Annotated in this window: 1 protein-coding gene; it reads right to left on the bottom strand. The window is 66.1% G+C overall.

Translation table 11 applies throughout. The features are described from left to right. Positions 1–279: 279 nt before the first annotated feature. On the bottom strand, positions 280–1080 hold an 801-nt coding region (locus ACYVDE_RS23860; RefSeq protein ID WP_460504017.1), incomplete at its 5' end, for a GMC family oxidoreductase.

Here is a 1080-nt window from a genome sequence, read left to right as displayed (position 1 = left end):
GGTGCGCCGGGCCGCATCGCGGCTGGCCTGCCGCTGGGCTTCGATGGCGACAAACCGGGCGCGGCGGGCACTGCCCATGTTCGTCAGAAAACTCCGCACGCCCCCGCCGCAGCTGCCAAACAGCAGCACCGCCAGCAGCGGCAGCAACAGCAGGTAAGGCAGGGACGAGCGTTTCATAGGTGCGAATGTAGAGACGCATATTTGCGTCTTGCCCTTGAACGGTAATCATTGCGGCGGCGGGTTATTCATCGCCTAACGACGAGACGTAAATATGCGTCTCTACGCCATTGCCGCCTGCTTCTCCACGGCCCGATGGGCCTTCATGCCCTGGGCCGTGAAGTGGGCCAGCGCCATGATGGTGAGCATGGGGTTCACGCCGCTGCAGGCCGGGAAGGCCGAGCCGTCGGCCACGAAGAGGTTTTGTACCTCCACGGTTTCGCCGTTGAGCTTGAGCGGGTGGGTGGCCGCGTCGCCACCCATGCGGCAGGTGCTCATCTGGTGGGCGCTGTAGAGGCCGAACTGGTTGGCCTTCCAGCTCAGATGCGGCAGCTGGTCGAGCAGGGCGGGGTTGATGATGTTGCCGTTTTCGACCTTGAGCGTGGGCAGCGTGCCGTGGGGCAGGTAGATGGTGTGTGCCCCCGCGGCGGCGTGAATGTGGGCGGCGGCGCGCACGCCTTCCAGCATATTAGCCCGGTCAAAATCCGACAGCGTGTAGTCAATCAGCGGCGCGCCGTTTTTGTCGATGGTCACGCGGCCGCCCTCGCGGTCGCGGGTGAGCACGATGAACGAGCCGAGGTGGTCGGCGTCGCGCATCATCTCGTGGTGCTGCCGGCCCGAGCGCCAGGGCAGCACCATGCTCAGCAGGCCGGGGTGGGTGGGGGGCGTTTCGAGCTTGGCGCCGAAGTTGGTGCCGTGCAGCTGGGTGTAGGTGTCGTTCACGACGCTCATGCTGGGGCCGTGCCAGGAGTTCATGGCCTGAGGGTAGCGGCCGGCTACAATCACCGTCGGGTGCAGGTGCAGGTGCTGGCCCAGGTGCGGGTGCTTCAGGCCCGAGCGCAGCAGCAGCGCGGGCGTCTGGAT

It is taken from the genome of Hymenobacter agri, assembly GCF_054778495.1.
The sequence above is the reverse complement of the archived record's forward strand: the minus strand, read 5'-3'. Positions and strand labels throughout refer to the sequence as shown.